Raw genomic sequence first — 20937 nt, 5'->3', positions numbered from 1 at the left:
GCTGAACCGGAAAACGAAAGGAGCAAGGCTCATGGCCCTGCCGGAATATTCTATGCGTCAGCTGCTTGAAGCAGGCGTGCACTTTGGACACCAGTCCCACCGCTGGAACCCCAAGATGGCCCCGTTCATCTTCGGCGTTCGCGACAATATCCACATCATCGACCTGGCCCAGACCGTGCCGCTGCTGCACCAGGCCCTGGTTGCCATGAGCGACGTTGCCGCCGGCGGCGGCCGCATCCTGTTCGTGGGCACCAAGCGCCAGGCATCCCAGCCGGTGGCCGAAGCCGCCCGCCGCTGCGCCCAGTACTACATGAACTACCGCTGGCTCGGCGGCACGCTGACCAACTGGAAGACCGTGTCGGCCTCGATCAAGAAGCTGCGCGAATATGATGAGAAGCTGGCCGACGAAAGCCTGCCGCTCACCAAGAAGGAGCGCCTGGTGCTGACCCGCAACCGCGACAAGCTGGACCAGGCCATCGGCGGTATCCGCGACATGGGCGGCGTGCCGGACCTGATCTTCGTGGTCGACACCAACAAGGAACAGATCGCCATCCAGGAAGCCGCCAAGCTCGGCATCCCGGTCGCGGCCGTGCTCGATTCCAACTCCGACCCCTCCGGCATCACCTACCCGATCCCGGGCAATGATGACGCCGCGCGCGCCATTTCGCTGTATTGCGACCTGGCCTCCCGCGCCGTGCTGGACGGCATCTCCCGCAGCCAGGGCAGCGCTGCCTTCGATCCGGGCGAGGCTGAAGAGCCGATTGCCGAGGCACTGCCGGAAGAAACGGCTGCCCAGCCGGCAGCTGAGGAAGCGTCTGCGTAACGCGTGGCTTTCAGCGTGACACCGCCTGAAAAGCGGTGTCACGCAAGCGACGCATGGAAGCGGTAAGGCCCCCTGGCGGCTGACAATGCCGGGCACAGGCGGCCGACCGCGACAGTGAAAACCCGAACGAACTCAAAGAGGATCACCGATGGCCAACATTACCGCAGGCATGGTGAAGGAGCTCCGCGACACCACGGGCGCGGGCATGATGGATTGCAAGGCCGCCCTCAAGGAAACCGATGGCGACATGGAAGCCGCCGTTGACTGGCTGCGCACCAAGGGCCTGGCCAAGGCCGCCAAGAAGGCCGGCCGCGTGGCGGCTGACGGCCTCGTCGCCGTTGCCGTTGATGGCCCCAAGGGCGTGGTCGTGGAAGTGAATTCCGAGACCGACTTCGTGGCCCGCAACGAGAACTTCCAGAAGATGGTGTCCGCCATCGCCGACGTCGCCCTCAAGACAGACGGCGACACGGACGCTCTCAAGGCCGCTGACTTCCCCGGCGCCGGCAAGTCCGTCGAAGCGCATATCTCCGAGATGGTGGGCACCATCGGCGAGAACATGACCCTGCGCCGCGCCGAGAGCCTCTCGGTCGAGAATGGTGCCGTGGCTGCCTATGTGCACAACCAGACCGCGCCGGGCCTCGGCAAGATCGGTGTGCTGGTGGCGCTGGAGTCCACCGGCGATGCCGGCAAGCTCGCCGAGCTGGGCCGCCAGATCGCCATGCACGTGGCAGCAACCAACCCGCTGGCCGCCACCGAAGCCGAGCTTGACCCGGCCGTGGTGGACAAGGAGCGCGACGTGCTCTCGGCCGAGGCACGCGAAAGCGGCAAGCCGGAAGAGATCATCGCCAAGATGGTGGAAGGCCGCATCCGCAAGTTCTACGAGGAAGTGGTGCTGTCGAAGCAGGCCTTCGTGATCGACCCGGACAACACGGTCGAAAAGGCGATCAAGAATGCCGAAGGCGATGTCGGTGCACCGATCGCGCTCAAGGGCTTCAAGCGCTTCGAGCTCGGTGAAGGCATCGAGAAGGAAGAGGCCGACTTCGCCGCTGAAGTCGCCGCTGCCGCCAACGGCTAAGACGCCATGCGCCGGCCATGTGGCCGGCGGGCCGGGCCAGCGGATGCCGGGCGGGAAACACCGCCCGGTCTCACTGGAAACTCGGCCCCGCATCGTACAATATGACCCGCCGCCGACTTGTCTGAGTCGGCGGCGTGTTGCCATCTGACGTTTGATTTCATCTGAAGACTGTTGCCATCTGCACGCAGATGGCCCCGCCGGAGTGCCCCGATGTCCGAGCCCAAGTTCAAGCGCGTCCTCCTGAAGGTCTCCGGTGAAGCGCTGATGGGGGAGCAGACCTACGGCATCGACCACAAGGTGGTGAAGCGCATCGCCGGTGAGGTGAAGGACGCCCTGGAGATCGGTGTTGAGGTGTGCCTCGTCATCGGCGGCGGCAACATCTTCCGCGGGCTCAAGGGTGCTGCCGAAGGCATGGAGCGCGCCAGCGCCGACTATATGGGCATGCTGGCCACGGTGATGAACGCCCTGGCCATGCAGAACGGGCTGGAGCAGGAAGGCGTGCCGACGCGCGTGCTCTCCGCCATTCCCATGACGACGGTCTGCGAGCCCTATATCCGCCGCCGCGCCGTGCGCCACATGGAAAAGGGCCGCGTGGTGATCTTCGCCGCCGGCACCGGCAACCCCTTCTTCACGACCGATACGGCGGCCGCTCTGCGCGCCTCCGAGATGAATTGCGATGCCCTGATGAAGGGCACTCAGGTGGACGGCGTCTATACCGCCGACCCCAAGCTCGACCCGTCCGCCACCCGCTATGAGCGGCTGGGCTACATGCAGGTGCTGGCCGATGACCTGAAGGTCATGGATGCCTCTGCCATTGCCCTGTGCCGGGACAATTCCATTCCCATCGTGGTGTTCAACATCCACGAAAAGGGTGAGTTCGGCCGCGTGCTGCAGGGGCAGGGGCGGTCGACCATTGTTGAGAACATTGCCGCGTAGAACGCGCCATCCGCATACGGACGGCATGATGCCGTGCCCGCGGGATGAAAGATCGAAGGAGAGCCGCAATGGCCGAAGAAGCACCGGGCGTTGACCTGAAAGACATCGAGCACCGCATGCACGGGGCGCTGGACAACCTGAAGAGCGAATTCGGTGGCCTGCGCACGGGCCGTGCCTCCGCCTCGCTGCTCGACCCGGTGATGGTCGACGCCTATGGCCAGAAGATGCCGCTCAACCAGGTGGGTACTGTCTCCGTGCCGGAGCCGCGCCTGATCATGGTATCGGTCTGGGACAAGTCGATGGTAGGCCCGGTCGAGAAGTCGATCCGCGAAGCCGGCCTCGGCGTCAATCCGGTGGCGGACGGCCAGAATGTGCGTGTGCCGATCCCCGAGCTGAACGAAGAGCGCCGCGTGGAGCTGACCAAGGTGGCCGGCAAATATGCCGAGGCGGCCCGCGTCGCCATCCGCAATGTGCGCCGCGATGCCATGGACCATCTCAAAAAAGCCGAAAAAGACGGCGACATTGGCAAGGACGACCACAAGAAGCTGGCCGACAAGGTGCAGGGACTGACCGACAAGTCCGTGGGCGATGTCGATGCCGCGCTCGCAGCCAAGGAAGCGGAGATCATGCAGGTCTGACATGACTGTTCCTCGTTGCCCCTTGCGGGTAACGGGCGGGAAATGTCCGATCTGATAGTCTGACCTCATGTCCAGAGCCGAAGCACCAGTTCCGATCAGCGGTCCGGAGAGCGAAGATGGTCTCGATGACCACGACCGCCAGCCGGAACAATGGTCGGCGCCTGCAGCGGCCAATGGCAATGTGCCCCGGCACGTGGCCATCATCATGGACGGCAATGGCCGCTGGGCCGCCAAGCGCCACCTGCCGCGCAAGCTGGGTCACCGCCAGGGCGTGGAGACCGTGCGCCGCATGGTCCGCGCCGTCGGCGAACGGGGCATCCGCTACCTGACATTGTACGGCTTTTCCACCGAGAACTGGCGCCGGCCCAAGGACGAGGTGGACGACCTCATGGGTCTGCTGCGCCTCTATATCCGCCGCGACCTGTCGGAGCTGCACAAGAACAATGTGCGTGTGCGGATCATCGGCGGCCGCGACGGCCTGGCCCCTGACATCGTGCGGATGATCGACGACGCCGAGGCGCTGACCCGCGCCAATGACGGGCTCAACCTCACCATCGCCTTCAATTATGGCGGCCAGTCGGAAATCGCCGACGCCACCCGCCGCATCGCCGAGGCGGTCGCGCGCGGCGAGATGGCGCCTGCCGACATCACGCCGGACACGGTGGCGGACCATCTTCAAACCGCCGACATTCCGGATCCGGACCTTGTCATCCGCACCAGCGGCGACAAGCGCCTGTCGAACTTCCTGATCTGGCAGGCGGCCTACGCGGAGCTTGTCTTCGTGGATACGCTGTGGCCGGACTTTACCGACGACACACTTGGAGACGCACTGGCTGAGTATGCCTCGCGCGAACGCCGCTTCGGGGCAAGAGAGCCATGGACGCCCCAACGCTGACAGACAGTCCCGATACGGGAGGCCCGGCAGGCCCGGGCAAAAAGCCGTCCGCCGGCCGTGAACTGGTCATGCGCATCGCGTCCGCTGCGGTGCTGGCACCGGTCGCCATCTATCTTGTTTATCGGGGCGGCTGGGCCTTCACGGGCCTCGTCATGCTTGCCGCCGTGCTGATGACCTATGAATGGGCACGGCTGGTGCGCGGCAGCCACCTCAATGCGGATTACATCATCCACGCCGTGACGGCGATCGTCTCCATCGGCCTGGCCGGTGCGGACAAGCCGCTGCTGGGGCTGCTGGCAGCGCTTGCGGGCGTGATGCTGGCGCTTGTGGTGGTGATCCTGCGCGGGCAGGGCCGACGCTGGCCGATGATCGGCTTTCCCTACATCCTGCTGCCCTGCATCGCCATCGTCTGGCTGCGCAGCGGCGGCGAGTGGGGCATGCTGACCCTATACTGGCTGCTGGCGGTGGTGTGGGCGACCGACATCATGGCTTTCGTGGCGGGCCGCACCATAGGCGGGCCGAAGCTGGCGCCGCGCTTCTCCCCGGCCAAGACGTGGTCGGGCCTGCTGGGCGGTATGGCCGGTGCGGCGGTGGCGGGGGCTGCGACGTCGCTCATTCTCGATCTGGATGTGGCAGTGTTGCTGGCCCTTATCAGCGGCGGAATCGCGGTCATCGCCCAAATCGGCGATATCGCCGAATCCGCCTTGAAACGCTACGCACATGTGAAAGACTCGAGCCATCTCATTCCCGGGCATGGGGGCGTGCTGGACCGGGTGGATGGATTGATTTTTGCGGCTGTTGCCGCGGCCCTGGCGGCCCTGATTGGCGTGTTGACCGAACAGGGGCAGGGCATCGGTTTGGGGGTATTCGTCGTATGAGCATTGCGGCTTCGGAGGATCTTCTGCCTGCCATGGAACCCGGCAGCGCGCCCAGGACCCTGTGCGTCCTTGGCTCCACGGGCTCCATCGGTACGTCAACGCTGGATCTCGTCGCCCGCAATCCCGAGCGCTTCCAGGTGGATGTGCTGACGGCGAATGCCAATGTGGAGCTGCTGGCAAGCCAGGCCCGCCAGTTCAATGCCCGCATGGCCGTGGTGGCGGACCCGGACCGCTATGACGAGCTCAAAACAGCCCTTTCCGGCACCAATATCGCCGTTGCCGCCGGGCCGGACGCCCTGAATGAGGCCGCCGACCGCGACACCGATTACGTGATGGCCGCCATTGTGGGCGCCGCGGGCCTCGAGCCCACCCTGACGGCTGCCCGCCGGGGTGCCTGCGTGGCGCTCGCCAACAAGGAATGCCTCGTCAGCGCCGGGACCGTCTTCCTCGAGGCCGTGGACGAGGCCGACGCGACCCTCCTGCCGGTTGATTCCGAGCACAATGCCATCTTCCAGGTCTTGGAAACCCACAACCGGGACGCCATCGACAAGATCATCCTCACCGCCTCCGGCGGCCCGTTCCGCACCTGGGAAAAGGCCCGCATGGAAGCCGCGACCCCGGCGGAAGCAGTGGCGCACCCCAACTGGTCGATGGGGGCCAAGATCTCCGTCGATTCGGCAACGATGATGAACAAGGGCCTCGAAGTCATTGAGGCCTATTACCTTTTCGGCGTCGAAACCGATCAGCTGGACGTGCTGGTACACCCGCAATCGGTGATTCACTCCATGGTGGCCTATACGGACGGCTCGGTGCTGGCGCAGCTTGGCTCCCCGGACATGCGGACGCCTATTGCCCACACCATGGCCTGGCCCGCCCGGATGCCCGCGCCGGCGGCCCGGCTGGACCTTGCCGAGATTGCCCAGCTCACCTTCGAAGCCCCTGATCTTGAACGGTTTCCGGCGCTGAGGCTGGCCCTGGCTGCCTTGCAAACAGGGGGGGCGGCCCCTACACTCCTCAACGCTGCAAACGAAGTGGGGGTGGCAGCATTTCTGGGTGGTGAGATCGGTTTTCTCGACATTGCCGCAATTGTCGAGGACACCATGTCGCGCGGTGTGGCGCAGGGCCTGTCAGGCGCGCCCGCCAGCCTGGATGACGTGTTGCAGCTCGACGTGGCCGGACGGGCCATCGCGGCCGAGTTGGTGACGGCGCGCCGGTCCTGACGGGCAGTCGGGCAAGTCGGCTGCGTGCCGGTATGTGTAAGGCGGGAAGGGCCGGTCCAACAGGGTCCGTCCGCCAGGAAGCAAGGTAGGGGATAGCGCCCGTAATGGATTTTCTTTCCGGATTGTTCGGCTATGTGGTGCCGTTCGTCTTCGTGCTGTCCCTTGTGGTGTTCATCCACGAGATGGGCCACTTCCTGGTCGCGCGCTGGTTCGGCATCATCGTTGAGCAGTTCTCCATCGGCTTCGGGCGCGAGGTCGCTGGCTGGACTGACAAGAACGGCACCCGCTGGAAGGTGGGCTGGCTGCCGCTGGGCGGCTATGTGAAATTCCTCGGCGACGAGAGCGCCGCCAGCACGCCGGACCGCGCAGCGCTTGAGAAGCTGCCTGAGGATGTCCGCGGGGATTGCTTCCAGTTCAAGCCGCTGCATGCCCGCGCGGCCGTGGTGGCGGCGGGCCCGGTGGCCAATTTCATCCTCGCCATCATCATCTTCGCTTTTATGTATTCCGTGGTCGGCCAGACCATCACCGCCCCGCGTATCGACAAGGTGCTGGCGGACGGCCCGGCCGCGGCAGCCGGTTTCGAGCCGGGTGACCTGATCGTCAGCATCCAGGGCAGTGAGATCGTCAGCTTCAACGACATGCAGCGCATCGTCTCCACAAGCCCGGAGCGCGAGCTTGACGTAGTGGTGGAGCGTGACGGTGTCCTCGTTGACCTCGTTGTGGTGCCCGAGCTCAAGGAAATCACCGACCGCTTCGGCAATACGCAGATGGTGGGCATGATCGGCCTGTCACGCAGCAATGCGGCAGACGACCTTGTGACCGTGCGCTACAACCCGGCGGTGGCCGTGTGGAAGGGCGTGGAGGAGACGGGGTTCATCATCTCCACCACCTTCAGCTATCTCGGCGACATCATCGTCGGCCGTCAGAATGCGGATCAGCTGGGCGGTCCGCTGCGCATCGCCCAGGTCTCCGGCCAGGTGGCGACGCTCGGTCTGCTGGCGCTGCTGAACCTCGCAGCCATCCTGTCCGTCTCTATCGGGCTGTTAAACCTTTTCCCCATCCCTATGCTCGACGGCGGCCACTTGCTGTACTATGCAGTCGAAGCGGTTCGCGGGGAGCCGCTGGGGGAAAAAGCCCAGGAATACGGCTTTCGTATCGGCCTTGCGGCTGTCTTGTCTTTGATGCTGTTCGCAACCTGGAATGATCTGGTTCATTTGCGGGTGGTGGAGTATATCGGCTCGGTATTTTCCTGAGCGATGGGGCGGAACATAGTGTCTTTCATTCATCTGTCACACCTTCAGGACCGCGCGGTCGCAGCGCTTGCCGCGTTCATGCTGCTGGCAACACCGGCCATGGCGCAAACGGGGCCTGCCGCCCCGCCATCCGCGCAGGCAGCTCCGGACGCATCGGCCCAGGATGCCGGCGACCAGTCCAGCCTCGAGATTGCGCGCATCCAGGTTGAAGGCAACCAGCGCGTGGAGGCGGAAACGGTCCGCTCCTACATGACCATCCGCGAGGGCCAGGAGGTCACCGCCAAGGACATCGATACCTCCCTCAAGACCCTGTTCGGCACCGGCCTGTTCGCCGACGTGTCGATCCGCCAGAGCGGCCGTGACCTGATCGTGACGGTTGTGGAAAACCCGATCATCAACCGGGTGGCGTTCGAGGGGAATTACCGCATTGACGATGATGACCTGTCGGCCGAAACGGAGCTGAAGCCGCGCGTCGTCTTCACCCGCGCCCGCGTTCAGTCGGACCTGCAGCGCATCATCGAACTCTACCGCCGCAAGGGTAACTTCGCGGCCGCCATCGAGCCGAAGATCATCCAGCTGCCGCAGAACCGTGTTGACCTCGTCTACGAGATCAGCGAAGGACCGGAAACCGGCGTGTCGAGCATCAAGTTCGTCGGGAACAAGGCCTTCTCCGACAGCGAGCTGCGCGGCGAGATCGCGACCGCTGAATCGGCCTGGTGGAAATTCCTCTCTACCAACGACAATTACGACCCGGACCGGCTGACCTTCGACCGCGAGCTGCTACGCCGCTTCTATCTCATCAACGGCTATGCCGACTTCCGCGTGCTGTCCTCGGTCGCCGAAATGGCGCCGGACGGCAGCGAGTTCTTCATCACCTTCACGGTGGAAGAGGGCGAGCTTTACACCTTCGGCGAGATCGACGTGCAGACCGAGCTGGCGCGTCTGGACACGGACGAGCTGCGCAAGCTGGTGCCCATCGAGGCCGGCGACCAGTATGACGCCTCAAAGATCGACGACGCGGTGGACGCACTCACCTTTGCGGCGGGTACGGAAGGTTATGCCTTCTCCGACGTGCGCCCCCGCGTGCGCCGCGACCGCGAAGAGCGCAAGATCAACATCACCTTCCGCATCGATGAAGGCCCGCGCGTCTATGTCGAGCGCATCAATGTCAACGGCAATGTCCGCACGCTTGACCGCGTGATCCGCCGCGAGCTGCGCCTGGCGGAAGGTGACGCCTTCAACCGCGTGCTGCTGAGCCGCTCGCGTGACCGTATCCGCAGCCTCGGCCTGTTCGCCCGCGTGGAAGTGACCGAGGAGCCCGGCTCCCAGGAAGACCTGACGGTCATCAATGTGGACGTGGAAGAGACATCGACCGGTGAACTCTCGATCGGTGCGGGCTTCTCGTCCGACACCGGCATCATCGGTGACCTGGCGATCATCGAGCGCAACCTGCTCGGCCGGGGCCAGTTCCTGCGCCTGCGCCTGTCGCTGTCGGGCGACCGCCAGCAGATCGACCTGCGCTTCACCGAGCCCTATTTCATGGGCCGCAATCTGAGCGCCGGCATCGACCTGTTCGGCACGGAAAGCGACTTCCAGGACGAATCCGGCTTCGACTTCCAGCAGACCGGTATCGGCTTCCGCTTCGGCTTCCCGATGAGCGAGTTCTCGTCGCTGCAACTGCGCACCAGCTATGTGCGCGAGGAAATCAAGAACGTGGCGTCCAACGCCTCGATCTCGGTGCAGGCATCCGAAGGCAAGGCCGACGCGCATCTGCTCGGCTACACCTACTCCCTCGACCAGCGGAACGATCCGGAAAAGCCGACGGGCGGCTACACCTTCTTCTTCGAGCAGGACCTCGGCACGCCGCTGGGTGACACGACCTTCCTCGAAAGCGAGCTGGGTGCCGCCATCTATTACGGCATCAACGAGGACTTCATCGCCTCGCTGCGCGTCGATGCGGGCTACATCTTCGGTTATAACGGCGACGATGTGCGTCTGAACAACCGCTTCTTCAAGGGCGGCTCCAGCTTCCGCGGTTTCGAACCGTCCGGCGTCGGTCCGCGTGACACCATTACCGATGACGCCCTGGGCGCCAATGCCTTCGCCATCGGGTCAGCCCAGCTGACTGTGCCGCTCTTCCTGCCGGAAGAGCTCGGCATCACCGGTGCGGTGTTCTCGGATTTCGGTGTTGTGGGCCTCAACGACGAGGATGACCGCTTCTTCCTGATCAACGGTGCCATCGTCCGTAGCGACATTCAGGACGACTTGGCCTTCCGCGCCTCGGGCGGCTTCAGCCTGTTCTGGGAGTCACCGTTCGGCCCCGTGCGCGTCGACCTCGCCGAAGCCTTCCTGAAGGAAGACTACGACAAGGAGCAGTTCTTCCGCTTCAGCGCCGGCACCAGTTTCTAAAGCAAGAAGACAGGGGAGACTTACGTGCGTAACTCCGCAGTAACGGGAGGCGGCTTCCGCCTATGGTCACCGCGCGCCACGCTGCGCGCCGCAGCCTTGATGGCAATGGTTTTGGGCGCAGCGATTGCCGCGGGCGTGATGCCAGGCACAGCCCAGGCGCAGGTGCCGCCGGCGCGTGCCCTGTTCCTCAATCTCGACACCGTGTTCACCCAGTCCGCCGTCGGCAAGGACATTCGCGGCCAGCTTGAAGCCATGCTGTCGGAAATCGCCGCCCGCGAGGAAAAGGTGATCAAGGATCTGGACGCTCGCCAGGAGGTGCTGACCGGCCAGGCCCAGACCCGTCCGCAGGCGGAGGTCCGCAAGGACTGGGACGCCCTTCAGGCCGAACGCCAGGGCCAGATGAGCCTGTTCCAGCTCGAGCGCACCGCCGTGCAGGCAGCGGCAGCTGACGCCCGCCGCAAGGTGAACGGCGTGCTGAACGAGATCATGCGCGAGGTGCTGCGCGAGCGCGGTGCCAACATGGTGCTGTCGGTGGACGCGGTGCTGGTGGGCGGTGTCGATTACGACATCACCAACGAGGTGGTCGCCCGCCTCGACAAGCAGCTGCCCAAGCTGAAGGTCGAACGGCCCAAATCGCCGAAGTAAACATGGCTGCCGGTAGCGCCTCCCTGCGCTGCCGGACCCGCCGCATGCGTAGCGTCAATTCAGAGATCGCGAGACACAGATGGCCGACCCGAGATTCTTCAAAAAGGCGGGGCCCTTCGATCTGAAGACGATTGCGGCGAAGATCTCGGCCGAGATCCGCAATGATGACGGCAGCCTGAAGATCGACGACGTGGCCCCGCTGGACGCCGCCGGCCCGTCGCAGATCAGCTTCTTCGACAATCCCAAATACAAGGATGCCCTGACCCAGACCAAGGCCGGGGCCGTGATCCTTGCACCGTCGGCGGTGGAGTTCGCGCCGGAAGGCGCAGCCCTGCTGGTGGTGGATATGGCCTATCCGTCCTACGCGGCGGTGGCGCTGATGTTCTACCCCCATGTCTCCGCGGCGCCCGGCATCAGCCCGGCGGCCCATGTGGACCCGTCAGCCAAGCTGGCGGACGACGTGACCATCGGCACCGGCGCGGTCATCTCCGCCGGGGTTGAGATCGGGGCCGGGTCGTCAGTCGGGCCCAACACGGTGATCGGCGAAGGGGTGATGATCGGCCGCAACTGCGCGATCGCCGCTAATGTGACCCTGTCCCACACGCTGATCGGTGACCGGGTGATCATCCATCCCGGCGCGCGCATCGGCCAGGACGGGTTCGGCTTCGCCATGGGGGCGCACGGCCACCAGAAGATCCCGCAGCTGGGCCGCGTGGTGATCCAGGACGATGTGGATATCGGGGCCAACACCACCATCGACCGCGGCAGCGGACCGGACACGGTGATCGGCGCCGGCAGCAAGATCGACAACCAGGTCCAGCTCGCCCATAACGTGGTGATCGGCCGCAATTGCGTGATCGTCTCCCAGGTGGGCATTTCAGGCTCTGCCAAGCTGGGTGATTTCGTGGTGGCGGGCGGCCAGGTGGGCATTGCCGGCCACCTGGAAATTGGTGACGGCGCCATGCTGGCCGCGCGCACCGGCGTGCCCAGCGATTTGCCCGGCGGCCAGCAATATGGCGGCACGCCCGCCCGTCCCATGTCGCAATGGCGGCGTGAACTGGCGGCGGTGGCCATCCTGGCCAAGAGAAGGAAGAAGAAATCGGGCTAGACTGTCCCGATACGTCCAAGACCGATTCTGCGAGACCGAAACATGGCCGATACCAACGAGACACCGCCGACCGGCGGCACCATGGGCATTGCCGACATCATGCGCGTGATGGAGCTGCTGCCGCACCGCTATCCGATGCTGCTGATCGACCGCATCATCGATATCGACGGCGACAAATCCGCCGTGGGCATCAAGAACGTGACGATCAACGAGCCGCATTTCCAGGGCCATTTCCCGGAGCTGCCGGTGATGCCGGGCGTGCTGATCATCGAAGCCATGGCACAGACGGCAGGCGCCGTGGTGATGAGCAACATGGATGCGCGGGCGGACACCAAGACGGTCTATTTCATGACCATCGACGGGGCCCGGTTCCGCAAGCCGGTGGTGCCCGGTGACGTGCTGGAACTGCATGTTGAAATGATCCGCTCGCGCGGGCCGGTCTGGAAATATTCCGGCAAGGCCAAAGTGGGTGACACATTGGTGGCGGAAGCTGAGTTCAGCGCGATGATCGCCGACCGGGACGCGGGCGGCGGCGCCAATCCGAAGATTTCCAAGGCCAAGGGAGACGCTTGATGGCCATCCATCCGACCGCAATTGTCGCGGACGGCGCTCAGATCGGCGACGGTGTCGAGATCGGCCCCTATAGCGTGGTCGGCGGGAATGTCGTGCTGGGCGACGGGGTGGTGCTGCACAGCCATGTCGTGATCGACGGCTGGACGACCATCGGTGCCGAGACGCATGTGTTTCCCTTCGCCTCCGTCGGCCATGTGCCGCAGGACAAGAAATTCTCTGGCGAGAAGACCGAACTCATCATCGGCGAGAACAACACGATCCGCGAGGGCGTCACCATCAATCCGGGTACGGAGCATGGCGGCGGCGTCACCCGGATCGGCAATGGCGGCCTGTTCATGGCCGGCGTCCACGTGGCGCATGACTGCATCGTCGGCGACAACGTGATTTTCGCCAACAATGCCACGCTCGGCGGCCATTGCGTGGTGGGTGATTTCGCCTTCATGTCGGGCCTCACGGCGGCGCACCAGTTCGTGCGCATCGGCAAGCACGCCATCATCGGCGGCATGTCGGGCGTGGAGAAGGACGTGATCCCCTACGGCTCCGTGCTGGGCAACCGCGCGGTCTTGAAGGGGCTCAACATTGTCGGCCTGAAGCGCCGCGGCTTCTCGCGCGACGAGATCCACAGCCTGCGCCGGGCCTACCGCCTGCTGTTTGCCGAAGAAGGCACGCTGAAAGAGCGCGTGGCGGATGTCGCCGAGGAATATGGCGACAATGAAAGCGTGATGGACATTGTCGATTTCATCCGGGCCGACACCAAGCGCAAGCTGGTGACGCCGCGCCCGGACGGCAACGGCATGAATAGCGCCTTTGACGACTAGCGGCAGGGCGGACGCCACCTCATGCGCAAACTAGGCATCGTCGCCGGCTCCGGCCCGGTTCCGCTGAAGCTCGCCGAGGCGTGCACGCAGATGGGCCGGCCGCTTTATGTCGTCGGCATCGAGGGCGAGGCGCGCGAGGATATCGCAGCCTATGACCATGGCTGGGCGCGGCTGGGGGCCATTGGCACGGCGGTGGAGCAGCTCAAGAAAGCCGGCTGCGAGGATGTGTGCATCATCGGGCCGGTCAAGCGGCCGGATTTCTCCAAGCTGAAACTCGACTGGACGGCGACCAAGCTGCTGCCGCGCGTGCTGAATGCCGCGCGCAAGGGGGACGACGCGCTGTTGTCCTTCTTCGTGCGCTGGATGGAGGATCAGGGCTTCAAGGTGGTCGGCGCGGAAGACGTGCTCGGCGACCTCGTGGCACCCGAGGGCCCGGTGGGCGCCAACGCGCCGGACGACGGCGCGCTGCGTGACATTGACCTGGGGGCCCAGGTGGTGCATGCGCTGGATGATCTGGACGTGGGGCAGGGGGCCATTGCCTGCGACGGGCTGGTGCTGGCCGTGGAAGCCGCTGAAGGCACCGACGAGATGCTGCGCCGGACCGCCCGCCTGCCGGAGACCGTGCGCGGCACGGCGGACAAGCGCCGCGGTGTTCTCGTCAAGCTGCCCAAGCCGTCGCAGGACCGGCGTGTGGACCTGCCCATGATGGGCACCCAGACCGTGGAACTCGCCGCCGAGGCAGGGCTTGCGGGCATCGCCATCGAAGCAGGAGGCGCCATCGTCTTCGACCGGGACGAAGTGGCGCGGCTTGCCGATGCAAACGGCATGTTCGTCTATGCCTTCCCCAGACCGGAAAAATCCTGATGAGTGACGTGACCCCAGGCGTGGCTGCATCACCTTCGCCGTCGCTGCCGCAGCGGGCGGGGACGCCTCTGCGCGTGATGCTCATCGCCGGGGAACCGTCCGGAGATATTCTGGGCGCGGAGCTGATGGCGAGCCTGCGCACAGCGTCGCCCCTGCCGATCGAGTTCATCGGCGTCGGCGGTGACCGGATGACGGCGGAAGGGCTCAACAGCATCGTCGCCATGTCCGAGATCGCCGTGATGGGCCTGCGCGAAGTGGTGCCGCGCATCCCGCTCATCTACCGCCGCATCCGCCAGACGGCGCGCTATGCCAGGGACATGAACCCGGACGTGGTCGTCATCATCGACTCGCCGGATTTTACGCACTCGGTCGCCAAGCGCATCGCCCGGCAGGCACCGCACATCCCGATCATCAACTATGTCTCGCCCCAGGTCTGGGCCTGGCGCCAGGGGCGCGCCGCCAAGATGGCGACCTACCTGACCCATGTGCTGGCGCTGCTGCCCTTTGAACCGGCCTTCTATGCAGAGAAGTCGACGCTTGCCTGCACCTTTGTGGGCCACCCGGTGCTGGAGCGCGTCCAGCTTGGCGGCGGCGATCAATTCCGTGCACGGCACAATATTGCCGCCGACACGCCGGTGCTGGCGCTGTTACCCGGCAGCCGCCCCAACGAAGTGAAGAACCTCATCGGCATCTTCCTCGACACCGCCCGCCGCCTGCGCCGGGACCTGCCGGACCTCGTGGTGGTGCTGCCGACGGTGCCCAACGTGGCAGCGCTGGTGCGCGAGAAGCTGGCGGGCGAGACCCTGCCGCTGATCCTGGTGGAGGACCAGGCCGAAAAATTCGCTGCCTTCGATGCCGCCAACGCCGCACTCGCCGCCTCCGGCACCGTGTCGCTGGAGCTGGGCCTTGCCCGCGTGCCGACGGTGATCGGCTACCGCATCGAGCGGCTGGCCGCCTTCATCATCCGCAGGCTGGCAAAGGTGAACAGCATCGTGCTGGCAAACCTCGTGCTCGGCCGCAACGTGATCCCCGAATATCTCCAGGAAGACTGCGAGCCGGAAACCCTGGCACGCGCCCTGCTGCCGCTGATGACCGACACACCGGAGCGGGACGAGATGCTGACTGCCTTGGGCGAAATGCGCATGCGGCTGGGGGATGACGGCGGCCTGCGCCCGGCGGAACGCGCCGCCGAGGTGGTGCTGTCGATCGGCCTGCCTGAGAAGGAACGCCGCGCCGCGCATCTGCCGGCCTGAGCCATCCGGCCACACAAGCTTTCAGCCACAAAAAACCGGGCCGCCCGATCCCCGAGAAGGGGGAGGGACGGCCCGGTCTTGATGCCTGGATGTCGGTGCGGCTGAGCTTAGCGCTCGCCGCGGCCCACATAGGGGCGCTCCGGATAGCCCGTGTAGAGCTGACGCGGACGGCCGATACGCTGGCTCGGGTCCTCGATCATTTCCTTCCACTGGGCGATCCAGCCGACCGTGCGGGCCAGCGCGAACAGCACCGTGAACATGGTTGTCGGGAAGCCGAGGGCCCGCAGGGTGATGCCGGAATAGAAGTCGATGTTCGGATAGAGCTTCTTCTCGACGAAGTACTCGTCCTCGAGCGCGATCTTCTCAAGCTCCATCGCCACGTTGAGCAGCGGGTCATCCTTGATGCCCAGCGTGTTCAGCACTTCGTGGCAGGTCTGCTGCATCACCTTGGCGCGCGGATCGTAGTTCTTGTACACGCGGTGACCGAAGCCCATCAGACGGAACGGGTCGTTCTTGTCCTTGGCCTTCTGCACATATTCGGGGATGCGGTCCACGCTGCCGATTTCCATCAGCATGTTCAGCGCCGCCTCGTTGGCGCCACCATGGCTGGGGCCCCACAGGCAGGCAATGCCAGCGGCGATGCAGGCGAACGGGTTGGCACCTGACGAGCCGGCAAGGCGCACGGTGGAGGTGGAGGCGTTCTGCTCATGATCCGCATGCAGAATGAAGATGCGGTCCATGGCGCGCGCCAGCACCGGGTCCACCTTGTAGTCTTCCGCCGGCACGGCGAAACACATGTGCAGGAAGTTTTCCGCGTAGGACAGCTCGTTGCGCGGATACACAAAGGGCTGACCCATGGAATACTTGTAGGCCATGGCCGCGATCGTCGGCATCTTGGCGATCAGACGGCGGCTGGCGATCATCCGCTGCTCGGGATCGTTGATGTCCGTCGAGTCGTGATAGAAGGCCGACAGGGCACCAACGACGCCGGTCATGATGGCCATCGGGTGCGCGTCACGGCGGAAGCCGCGATAGAGGTAGTTCAGCTGCTCATGCACCATGGTGTGATAGGTGATGGCGCGCTCGAACTCCTGGTACTGGCTTTCGGTCGGCAGTTCGCCTTCCAGCAGCAGGTAGCAGGTCTCAATGAAGTCGCCCTTCTCGGCCAGCTGGTCGATCGGGTAGCCGCGGTGCAGCAGCACGCCGGCCTCACCGTCGATGAAGGTGATCTTGCTTTCGCAGCTTGCCGTTGAGGTGAAGCCGGGGTCGTAGGTGAAACGGCCGCTCTGTCCATAGAGCTTGGAGATGTCCACCACATCCGGACCGACGGAGCCCGCATAGACCGGCATGTCGTAGGTGTCGCCCTCGACCTCGATCTTCGCGGTGGCTTTGGGTCCACCCTTCATTCCGTATTCATTCATAGCTCAAAAGCCCCATTGTTATATCGGACGGCCCGAAGGGCTGCTCACATCAGCCCTGGGGAAGGTCGCCCGGGTTAGTCCAAAAGGCCGCGCTTCGCCTTTTTGTTGTTGCGCGCAGTCTCCGTTGTGCCGGCTGCCGTCATGCCCGGAGGCATATCAGGCGGCCTGATCCTTGATGCGGGCAAGGCTTTCATCCCTGCCCAGGACGGCCAGGACATCGAAGATGCCTGGCGATGTGGTGGTGCCGGTGAGGGCGGCGCGCAGCGGCTGTGCCACCTTGCCCAGCTTGAGATCCTTTTCCTCGGCGAAGGCGCGGACGGCGCCCTCGATGCCGTCGAGCGACCAGTCGCCCATGCCTTCAAGCGCCGGCAAGAGGCCCGCGAGCACGCCGCGCGCATCTGCGTCCAGCAGCTTCTCGGCTTTCTCGTTCATGTCGAGGGGGCGCGTGGCGATGAGGAACTTCGCGCCCTCGGCCAGATCGTCGATGGTCTTGGCGCGCTCCTTGAGACCGGGCATGGCCTCGATCAGGGCGGCGCGGACGCCGTCATCCACCTGCCAGCCCTTGACGTCGCGCATCATGCGCAGGGTCTCATCGGCCAGGCGCGTGTCGTCAGCCTCGCGGATATAGATGCCGTTGAGATTGGCCAGCTTGGCGAAATCGAACCGGGCGGGGGACTTGCCGATCTGCTCAAGCCCGAACCACTCGATTGCCTGCTCGGTGGAAAAGACTTCATCATCGCCATGGCTCCAGCCGAGCCGGGCGAGATAGTTGCGCATGGCTTCCGGCAGGTAGCCCATGTCGCGGTACTGCTCGGCCCCCATGGCGCCGTGGCGCTTGGACAGCTTGGCACCGTCCGGCCCGTGGATCATCGGAACATGGGCATAGGCCGGCACGTCCCAGCCCATGGCCTGAAGCAGATTGATCTGCCGAGCTGCGTTGGTGAGATGGTCGTCGCCGCGAATGACGTGGGTGATACCCATGTCGTGGTCATCCACCACCACCGACAGCATGTAGGTGGGCGAGCCGTCCGACCGCAGCAGGATATAGTCATCCAGCACGTTGTTGGGCATGGTCACGTCGCCCTGCACATGGTCGCGGATGACGGTCTCGCCGTCACGCGGCATCTTGAGGCGGATGACCGGCGCCACGCCCTCGGGCGCATCGGCCGGATCACGGTCGCGCCAGCGGCCGTCATAGCCCTGCGGCTTGCCCTCGGCTTTGGCGCGCTCACGCATTTCGGCGAGCTCCTCCTGGGAGGCATAGCACTTGTAGGCCTTGCCCTCCGCAAGCAGCTGGTTGGCCACCTCTGCATGGCGTTCGCGGCGCGCATACTGGAAGACGGGTTCCTCGTCCCAGTCGAGGCCGAGCCAGCGCATGCCCTCGAAGATCGCCTCGACCGCTTCCTCGGTGGAGCGGGTGCGGTCCGTGTCCTCAATGCGCAGCAGGAACTGCCCTCCGTAATGGCGCGCGAACAGCCAGCTGAACAGCGCCGTCCGCGCCCCGCCAATATGCAGAAACCCCGTCGGAGAGGGAGCAAAGCGGGTACGCACGGCACCATCAGCAGAGGGGCTGGCGGCAGGAGAGCTGGCCGGCATCAATCGTCCTTCGGTTTGCGCCGCTGCCGGAAGGGCAGGCAAGGCAGAATGGGAAATGCGGACCTGCGCGCCGGGGCCTGCCGGAAGACAGGTCTGGATCTGCACGGTCGCATGACTTGGGGTTGGTTTCGGCGGGGGAGACGCAAGAACCTCTGAGGACGCTGCGTTTCCGTGCCGAAGCCCGGCGGGTTTTAGCATATCGCATCCCGCTGCGATACGTTGCGGTGCACCCAAAATTTACCACACCCAAGCTGCTACCATTTGGTGCAAAATCAGCTCCATGGCAAGCGTCCATGACAGGGGTTTGGGGAATTATCTCCTGAAATCAAGGGGTTGGCGGATCCGCCGTGCCGCGGTGCCACCTCTGCGCGCCATGGCGGGCAGCCTGCGCCGCCTCGCTTCAGAAGAAATTGACCGCCAGCAGGCGCGCTTGGCGCTGTGGCTGCCGGTCTTCATGGGGGCAGGCGCGGTCTGGTATCTGTCGCTGACAGCGGAGCCGCCGGGCTGGATTGCACCGCTGGCGGGGCTTCTGGCGGGCGCTGCGGCTTGGACGGCGCGCCGCACCCTGTCCCTGCTGGCCCCGGCCATGGCGTTCGCCTTCCTGGCGGCGGGATTTGCCTCCGCCGACTGGCGCACGGCGCAGGTGACGGCCCCGGTGATCGTCAAACCCATCTCCTACGCCATGGTATCCGGCACGCTGCTGAGCCGCACAGCGACGGCTTCCGGCGGCGAACGCCTGCTGATTGCCCCGCATGAGGTGGGGCGGCTGACCGCCGACGAGATGCCCGCGCGGCTGCGCATTACCGTCCGTACACAGATAGACGGCGCGCTGCCGGGAGACGTGATCCGCCTGCCCGCCGGGCTGCTGCCGCCGCCGGGACCCGCAGCCCCGGGCGCGTTCGATTTTTCGCGCCAGGCCTTCTTCCGTGAGATCGGGGCCGTGGGCTATGCGCTGGGCAAGGTGGAGGTGGAAGAAAGCTGGCCGGGTGGCTTTGCCGCCTGTCTTGAGTTCTGCGTCAGCCGCCTGCGGGTCAAGCTCACCCATCGTATCGTTGACGCGCTGCCGGCCCCGCGCGGCGCGGTGGCCGCAGCCCTGATGACCGGGGACCGGGGCGGCATTCCCGAAGACATTCTTCAGGATCTGCGGGATGCGGGGCTGGCCCACCTGCTGGCGATCTCCGGGCTGCATATGGCGCTGTTCGCCGGAACGCTGTTCTGGGGCGTGCGGGCGGCGCTGGCCCTGGTGCCGGGGCTGGCGCTGACGGCACCGATCAAGAAATGGGCCGCGGCGCTGGCGCTGGCAGGGGCGGCCGGGTACCTGCTGGTATCAGGTGCCTCCGTCGCCACCCAGCGGGCCTTTGTCATGTTCGCGCTGATCTTCATCGCGGTGCTGACCGACAGGCCGGCGATCACCTTGCGCAACGTGGCGCTGGCCGCCCTCATCATCCTGCTGCTGACGCCGGAGGCCGTGATGGAGGCAAGCTTCCAGATGTCTTTCGCAGCGGCCGCTGCGCTCGTGGCCTTCTATGAAGGCGCGCGCGGCTGGGTCACGCGCCTGTCGCAGGCGGCGGTGGAGCGCGGCTGGGCGGCGCGGGGGGCGCTCTATCTGGGCGGCATCGCGCTCACCTCCATCGTCGCGTCGCTCGCCACGTTTCCCTTTGCCGCGTTTCATTTCAACCGGGTGGTGGATTTCGGCCTTGTCGCCAATCTGGCGGCCCTGCCGCTTGTGGGGTTCATCGTCATGCCCGCCGCGCTGGTGGCCTTCATCCTGATGCCGCTCGGGCTTGAGGCCCTGCCCCTGTGGGTGGCGGGGCAGGGCATCCATGCAATCCTATGGGTCGCCCATCAGGTGGCCTCCTGGCCGGGGGCGGTGTCGCTGCTGCCCGCCATGCCCCAGACGACCCTGGCAGCCATGGCGCTTGGTGGCCTCTGGATGGTGATCTGGGCTGGGCGGCTCAGATGGGCCGGGGTGCTGGGCCCGATGATCGGCATTGTCCTTGCGGTGACGGCGCCGGTGCCGGTGATGCTGGTCGAGCGGGAGGCAAAGCTCGTGGGGCTGCGCCTGCCGGACGGCACGCTCACCCTCAGCAGCAGCCGGTCCGGCAGCTTCAGCGGCGAGGTGTGGCTGCGGCGGGACGCGGACCGGCGTGATGTGGGCGAGGCAGCGGGCGCATTCAGCTGTGACGGACAGGGCTGTGTGCGTGACCATCCGCTGCTGGGCACGGTGAGCCTGGCGCGCAACTGGCAGGCCGCGATGGAAGACTGTCAGCAGGCGGATATTCTGGTGACACCGCTCTACATGCCGCGGCGATGCGCGGCCCCTCTCATCATCGACAGAGGCGTGCTGTCGCGCCGGGGGGCACAGGCGCTTTACCTGGAGGAGGGCGGACACGGGGACGGGGGCCAGCGCCTGCGCCTGCGCGTCATCGCCGCCTGCGATCTTATCGGCGACCGGCCCTGGTCGCACTGTGCACCGCGCAAGTCCTGGGACCCCGGGCCATACTTCCGCCGGAAAGGCGGGTGAGCCTTGTC

17 protein-coding genes and 1 pseudogene are annotated in these 20937 nt (G+C 65.4%); 16 read left to right on the top strand and 2 right to left on the bottom strand.

What is annotated here, in order from left to right:
* Positions 1-31 precede the first annotated feature (31 nt).
* The 15 genes and pseudogenes from rpsB to lpxB form a co-directional block, all read left to right on the top strand.
* Positions 32-793, top strand: a pseudogene (rpsB, locus tag HG718_RS07600) (30S ribosomal protein S2); the annotation flags it as partial.
* A gap of 178 nt (positions 794-971) precedes the next feature.
* Positions 972-1898 (top strand): translation elongation factor Ts, encoded by a 927-nt coding sequence (gene tsf / locus HG718_RS07595; RefSeq protein ID WP_160587567.1) that lies wholly within the window; start codon positions 972-974, stop codon positions 1896-1898.
* A gap of 210 nt (positions 1899-2108) precedes the next feature.
* Positions 2109-2834: a UMP kinase gene (gene pyrH, locus HG718_RS07590; protein WP_027841409.1), complete on the top strand. Its 726-nt coding sequence runs from the start codon at positions 2109-2111 to the stop codon at positions 2832-2834.
* A gap of 68 nt (positions 2835-2902) precedes the next feature.
* Positions 2903-3472 carry a ribosome recycling factor gene (gene frr / locus HG718_RS07585; RefSeq protein WP_027841410.1) on the top strand — a complete coding sequence of 190 codons (570 nt, stop codon included), beginning with the start codon at positions 2903-2905 and terminating at the stop codon, positions 3470-3472.
* A 67-nt stretch (positions 3473-3539) separates the two neighbouring features.
* A complete protein-coding gene (locus HG718_RS07580; protein ID WP_160587568.1) occupies positions 3540-4367 on the top strand; it encodes an isoprenyl transferase in 828 nt (275 codons plus the stop codon).
* 68 nt (positions 4368-4435) lie between these two features.
* A complete protein-coding gene (locus HG718_RS07575) occupies positions 4436-5245 on the top strand; it encodes a phosphatidate cytidylyltransferase (RefSeq protein ID WP_160587569.1) in 810 nt (269 codons plus the stop codon).
* 32 nt (positions 5246-5277) lie between these two features.
* Positions 5278-6465: a 1-deoxy-D-xylulose-5-phosphate reductoisomerase gene (locus HG718_RS07570; protein ID WP_160587619.1), complete on the top strand. Its 1188-nt coding sequence runs from the start codon at positions 5278-5280 to the stop codon at positions 6463-6465.
* A 104-nt stretch (positions 6466-6569) separates the two neighbouring features.
* The gene (rseP, locus tag HG718_RS07565) at positions 6570-7718 is read left to right on the top strand and encodes an RIP metalloprotease RseP (protein WP_160587570.1); all 1149 of its coding nucleotides are present in this window, start codon (positions 6570-6572) and stop codon (positions 7716-7718) included.
* An 18-nt stretch (positions 7719-7736) separates the two neighbouring features.
* Positions 7737-10127: an outer membrane protein assembly factor BamA gene (gene bamA / locus HG718_RS07560; protein WP_205345664.1), complete on the top strand. Its 2391-nt coding sequence runs from the start codon at positions 7737-7739 to the stop codon at positions 10125-10127.
* A gap of 24 nt (positions 10128-10151) precedes the next feature.
* Complete coding sequence (locus HG718_RS07555) at positions 10152-10772, top strand: OmpH/Skp family outer membrane protein (RefSeq protein WP_160587571.1); 621 nt, start codon at positions 10152-10154, stop codon at positions 10770-10772.
* Between the two features lie 79 nt (positions 10773-10851).
* On the top strand, positions 10852-11880 hold the full coding sequence (lpxD, locus tag HG718_RS07550) for a UDP-3-O-(3-hydroxymyristoyl)glucosamine N-acyltransferase (RefSeq protein WP_027844364.1): 1029 nt from the start codon (positions 10852-10854) through the stop codon (positions 11878-11880).
* A 42-nt stretch (positions 11881-11922) separates the two neighbouring features.
* Positions 11923-12453 carry a 3-hydroxyacyl-ACP dehydratase FabZ gene (gene fabZ / locus HG718_RS07545; protein WP_160587572.1) on the top strand — a complete coding sequence of 177 codons (531 nt, stop codon included), beginning with the start codon at positions 11923-11925 and terminating at the stop codon, positions 12451-12453.
* Positions 12453-13271, top strand: coding sequence for an acyl-ACP--UDP-N-acetylglucosamine O-acyltransferase (gene lpxA, locus HG718_RS07540; RefSeq protein WP_027844362.1), 819 nt, complete (start codon positions 12453-12455; stop codon positions 13269-13271). Before fabZ ends, lpxA begins: the two co-directional genes overlap by 1 nt.
* 21 nt (positions 13272-13292) lie before the next feature.
* Positions 13293-14135, top strand: a complete 843-nt coding sequence (locus HG718_RS07535) for an LpxI family protein (RefSeq protein ID WP_160587574.1) — start codon at positions 13293-13295, stop codon at positions 14133-14135.
* Positions 14135-15388: a lipid-A-disaccharide synthase gene (lpxB, locus tag HG718_RS07530; RefSeq protein WP_160587575.1), complete on the top strand. Its 1254-nt coding sequence runs from the start codon at positions 14135-14137 to the stop codon at positions 15386-15388. Before HG718_RS07535 ends, lpxB begins: the two co-directional genes overlap by 1 nt.
* 107 nt (positions 15389-15495) lie before the next feature.
* Here the strand turns inward: lpxB and gltA are convergent, their stop codons facing one another.
* Both gltA and gltX read right to left on the bottom strand, forming a co-directional pair.
* A complete protein-coding gene (gene gltA, locus HG718_RS07525) occupies positions 15496-16794 on the bottom strand; it encodes a citrate synthase (protein WP_027844359.1) in 1299 nt (432 codons plus the stop codon).
* A 171-nt stretch (positions 16795-16965) separates the two neighbouring features.
* Entirely contained in the window at positions 16966-18405 is a 1440-nt protein-coding gene (gene gltX / locus HG718_RS07520) for a glutamate--tRNA ligase (RefSeq protein WP_160587576.1), read from the bottom strand.
* A 355-nt stretch (positions 18406-18760) separates the two neighbouring features.
* Between gltX and HG718_RS07515 the strand changes: the two genes are divergently transcribed.
* Complete coding sequence (locus HG718_RS07515; RefSeq protein ID WP_160587577.1) at positions 18761-20929, top strand: ComEC/Rec2 family competence protein; 2169 nt, start codon at positions 18761-18763, stop codon at positions 20927-20929.
* Positions 20930-20937: the final 8 nt, after the last annotated feature.

It is taken from the genome of Pyruvatibacter mobilis (genome assembly GCF_012848855.1).
GTDB classification, from domain to species: Bacteria; Pseudomonadota; Alphaproteobacteria; order CGMCC-115125; family CGMCC-115125; genus Pyruvatibacter; species Pyruvatibacter mobilis.
The sequence above is the reverse complement of the archived record's forward strand: the minus strand, read 5'-3'. Positions and strand labels throughout refer to the sequence as shown.